The organism is Parafrankia colletiae, from assembly GCF_001854655.1.
GTDB lineage: Bacteria > Actinomycetota > Actinomycetes > Frankiales > Frankiaceae > Parafrankia > Parafrankia colletiae.
This window is the reverse complement of sequence record NZ_MBLM01000007.1, coordinates 1-4,690: the sequence shown is the minus strand read 5'-3', so window position 1 is coordinate 4,690 and position 4,690 is coordinate 1. Positions and strand designations below refer to the sequence as shown.

The 4,690-nt window shown below is 67.3% G+C and carries 1 protein-coding gene and 3 pseudogenes; 2 read left to right on the top strand and 2 right to left on the bottom strand.

Annotation, left to right across the window (positions count from 1 at the left end):
• A pseudogene (locus CC117_RS39900) lies at window positions 1–1,864 on the bottom strand (YncE family protein); the annotation flags it as partial.
• Window positions 1,865–2,162: 298 nt separating this feature from the next.
• Window positions 2,163–3,233, bottom strand: a complete 1,071-nt coding sequence (locus tag CC117_RS03395) for a hypothetical protein (protein ID WP_071082316.1) — start codon at window positions 3,231–3,233, stop codon at window positions 2,163–2,165.
• A gap of 817 nt (window positions 3,234–4,050) precedes the next feature.
• On the opposite strand from CC117_RS03395, the pseudogene CC117_RS40250 reads away from it, so the two are divergent.
• Together CC117_RS40250 and CC117_RS38565 are read left to right on the top strand one after the other, a co-directional pair.
• A pseudogene (locus CC117_RS40250) lies at window positions 4,051–4,179 on the top strand (toll/interleukin-1 receptor domain-containing protein); the annotation flags it as partial.
• A gap of 35 nt (window positions 4,180–4,214) precedes the next feature.
• Window positions 4,215–4,491: pseudogene (locus CC117_RS38565) on the top strand (beta-1,3-glucanase family protein); the annotation flags it as partial.
• Window positions 4,492–4,690 lie beyond the last annotated feature (199 nt).

Genomic DNA, 4,690 nt, shown 5'->3' with positions numbered 1-4,690 from the left:
TCCTGCCGTCTGGCGTGATCGCAATGCCCTGTGGGTTGTTCCCGGCGGAGATGGGGGTGCCGGGAGTGTTGGTGGCCACGTCGATCGGCGTCACCGTGTTGCTTGCCGAGTTGGTGACATAGGCGGTTCTGCCATCAGGGGTGACCGCGACACTGTGCGCGTTGTCCCCGACCGGGATGCGGGCACCGGGAGTGTTGGTGGCCACATCGATCGGCGTCACGTCGTCGCTGAGGTTGTTCACCACGTAGGTGGTCCTGCCGTTGGGAGTCACCGCGATCCCGAAGGGGAACTCACCGACCGGGATCGGGGCACCGGGGGTCTTGGTGGTTGCATCGATCGGCGTCACCGTGTTGTCGGCCCGGTTCGCCACATAGACGGTCCTGCCATCGGGGGTGACCGCAAGTCCTCTGGGGCTTGCGCCGACAGGGATCGGGGCACCGGCAGTATTGGTGACCACGTCAATCGGAGTCACCGTGTTGCCGAAGTTGTTGATGACGTAGGCGGTCGCTGCTGCCGGCTTCGGACCGGGTTCCTGCGTTGGTTCCGGGCTCGTCGTCGGTTCCGGGCTCGTCGTGGGCTCCGGGCTCGTCGTCGGTTCCGGGCTCGTCGTCGGCTCCGGCTCAGACGGGGGGGTGGGCTTGGGGTCGCTGGAGCTACCCCAGGTGATAGTGACCTGGCCATTGCCGTTGTTGACGGTCCCGGCGTTGACACCAGCGGTCAGGACAGCAGAACTCACCGCGGGAGCGACGAAGGAGCTTCCTCCGCCTCCACCGGCACCTGCTCCGCCGCCACCAATCGTGAGCCCACCGCCTCCCGAGGCACCACCGCCACCGAAGTACCCGCCGCCACCGCCACCACCGGCGCCACCGCCTGAGGTCGGGTCATCGGGGTTCCGGCAGGGCGGGTCGTGCGGACCCAGGCAGGGCTGGTTTCCCGCGCCCCCGACGCCGCCTGGCCCACGGCTGCCATCGGTGCCATCACCGCCGAGACGCGGATCGTTGGGATCGGGGGGAGGCGGAGTCGCGTGCCGCCCAGGGTTGAGACCCCCGGCTCCCCCCGCGGTCTGACTTCCGCCGTCCCCGGGGGCTCCCGGATGGCCACCATCAACGATGGCACCACCAGCAGCGCCGGCCACACCGCCGCCACTGCCGCCCGCACCGCCCAGCGCGTGGCCCTGGCCCCCGGTGCCGCCACCGCCGCCGCCGCCCGCACCGACCAGCGCTCGGTCCGACAGACCGCACCTCAGCGTTGCGCAGCCACCGACAGCGATCCGTACATCCGAGGAACCGCCGCCACCGGCGCCGTTGCCGCCGTTGATGCTCGAGGTCCCGCCATCGGCCCCGCCGGCGTCCCCCCTACCGGCTGCCACGCCACCATTGGAGCCACCGAACCCGCCCACGGCGCCTTGCCCGCCGGTCGGTCCGTTGTTCTTTCCGCCAGACCGGGTCGCCGCCGTGCCGTCAGTACCCCTGCCGGCGACATCGACCTGCAGGACCTGACCTGAGGGCAGACCCGATATCACGCCGTACGCCCGGCCGCCGCCCCCACCGGGACGGCCGGTGATGTCACCCACCGGCGAGCCGCCATGAGCGGCGTCACCGGCAATAAAGTAATGCCCACCCTGGGCACCGACCACCGTGATCTCGACCCACTTTGCACCGTTGGGGACGGTGAAGACGTCCGATCCAACCGTGCTGTAGGTACATGTCTTCTTGTCGAGGACACCCGATTTTCCGCAGGCTTTTTTCGGCGAGGCGCCCGGCGACGGCAAATCCGGCACACAACTGGTCAGTACAATGCTCAGCAGAAAACCTAGCACTGAAACAGACCACACGAAAACGCGACGATTACGTATGACGATCATCCCCCTCGGATGACACATTCGTGAACAAAAAAGGTCGCCACAGCGAGCGCCGCAGTTTCCCCGTCGCAGCCGACCGCTACCCTGCCGGTGTCGACAGTGCGGCCGCGGACGCCGCAGGGCGCGAATTTCGTCGTATTATTCTCCGCCGGGAAGGCGTCTGCAGTCCCGTGCGGTGCCATTCCCGGCGGGCGACCAGGCAGTCGCCGAAGACCTCGTTCTTCGCTTCGTCACAGGAAGAAACATCAGGCGGGCCGCGCTCGGTCCCGTKCCCGCCCGCGGACCGGAGTCTCTGCTACTTTCAGACGCCGTCGTCGGCGCACAGCGCCCAGACGTCGGAGTAGGTGTTCGGCGAGCTCGTACCCCCGGTATGAGTGAAGGCTGTCCAGTACGCCGCCGTGATGGTCCCGTCACTGACCGGGTTTCCGCTCGAGTCGCTGGGGAAGCTCCCGTTGAGGTGGTCGCCACCTGAGCCCGGCCCGGTGAAGTCGGTCGTGGTCACSCCGCCTCCGCTGATGGCGGCGCCCCCGCTGATCAGTTTTCCGTCCCCACCGGGGCAGTTGACTGTCACCTTCTGGCCCGTGCTTCCCGTGGTCGGGCCGCTCGCCACGCTGTAACGGACTTTCACTGTGACGCCGCTGACGTTGATGTTGTTTCCGCTGCAGATCGCGTAGACGTAGGTCTCGTTGGTGCTGTTGGTGCCGTTGGCCCACCCGACTGCGGTCCAGGAGTCGGGGTTGGTCTCGCCGTCGGCTGCAGCTATCTCGCCGTAGTCATGTGCGGCATTGTTGAAGGTCGGGAAGCTTGCGATCGGCTTGAAGTTGCCAACACTGGCCGGTGTGGTGCGTGCCCCGCCACCGAGCAGGACCGTGCTCGCCGGGCAGGTCGCGGTGACCAGGCCAACCGTCGACCCGACGGTGGGTGCGTTGATCTTGTTCATGACCACCTGGGTGTGGGTGATCAGGTTGCTGGTGAAGCACATCGCGAAGGGGGTGGTGGAGAAGGAAGCATTGACCTGGCCACCACTTCCGCCGATCCCGAGCCAGTGCGTCACGTCGGTGCCTACAACCCCGGTGGAGCCGGTGTATTCGGTGCTACCGTCGGGGCTGGGCGAGRTGCCCATCACGTGGTTGCCGTTGCCGTTGCCGGTGGCCTGGTTGATCCCACCGCCGGAAATCAGGCCGCTGCTGCAGTCCGCGTGGGTTGAGATCTCGGAGCTGGGGCTTGCAGGGCCACTGGTAGCCCCGGGCGACTTCACCGTGACACCCACAGTGTTGGCTCGCGCCGGAGCGGGGAAGGCCACCGCCAACGCGGTACCCAGGACCAGTGCTGTTGCCGCTGCGCACGTACGCACGGTCAGATGCGATCTCACGTCAGCCTTCGTGTCAGGGTGCGCGATGCGAGCAGATGGCCCGTCCACACCGGGGATGACAACCTCTGTGCGTGTGCGACGCTGCACGAGATCCGCAGATGCGGAACCATCGGCGACTATAGGCCGTATCTACGTAGAAGTTGTAGTCCTTGCGCCGAACTGGAGCGAGGAAGTTGCAACGAGATGATCAATTCATCCAAATAATCCCTTTTGCACCTTTCCGGCGGCGGAGTGGAGGCGGCTTCCGCGCGGGGAGCTACGAGTCACGTGCCGACGTCGTGTGACTGCCTACTCGGGCGGACGCTGAGCGACATTTACGATCTTGCGACAGCGCCCACGCTGCTCGCCTCCGCCGGCGACGACCGGACGGTGCGGATGCGGGACACCCGACCAGCGGACAACCCGTCGGCACGCCCCACAGCGGCCACACCTGCCGGGTGTGGGCGCTCGCAGCCCTGCCCGGACCCGACGACATCACCCTCCTCGCCACCGCCACCGCCACCGCCGACACGGCGATCTTCCTGTGGGCACCAACCAGCAATTAAAGTCACTATCACACCCGACACCACCACATTTTCACGGAACCAAATACCAATGAACCAGACGGCCCGCAATAGAATCCGCACCGAGCTCAACCTCGGCCAGCAAGTATTTTTCCCATCGCCGGTTTGCCGCGCAGCACCAGAAAACRCATCCCCGGGCCAGGCCAGACGGGCCCATCGCAGACACGTCACCCAGCGCCACCAGAACCCGGGCACCGACCCAACGCCGTACCAGCACGGTCTGACCCAGYCTGTCCCGGTGACACACCGTCCAGGTGAGCAACGGGGGCTACACGCACAGCACCAGCGATGATGACAGCGGCACGGCCTGGGACTTCTTCCTCTCCTCCACTCAACCCGACCGGCCATGGGCCGAGTGGATCGCCTGGACCTTCGAAGAAGCCGGCTACCGGGTCCTGATCCAAGCCTGGGACCTCGTGCCCGGGCCGAACTGGGCGACGGCGTCACCGGGCCGGTCTCGGCCGTGCTCGGCGCCGGCTTCAACCGCTCGACGCTGCTCGCCGACGCGCCACAGCCCGTCGCCGACGCGAGCTCGTTCTACCGCGGCGCGGTGACGAACCACTACGCCCTGTCCTGCACGAGCACACCGACAACCACCGCGCCTACGGCTTCGTGTTCGGCGACGTCGCCGGTCAGGCGTCCTACACGAGGATCACGCCCCGACGCAGCTCACCCTCGTCCTCACCCCGTTCTGACGGCCCGGCCCGGCCGCCTGGCCGGGCCGCGACGTCGTCCGCCGCGGGCTACCTGAAGAGGGGCGGGATACGGATCTTCCCGATGTCGATCTTCCATCCTCGGTGGTCAGATGGTCCGGGTGGACCTGGCGGTCCGGGGGGTCCGGAAGGTCCGACCGGTCCAGCCGGCCCGGCAGGTCCAGCCGGCCCGGCAGGTCCA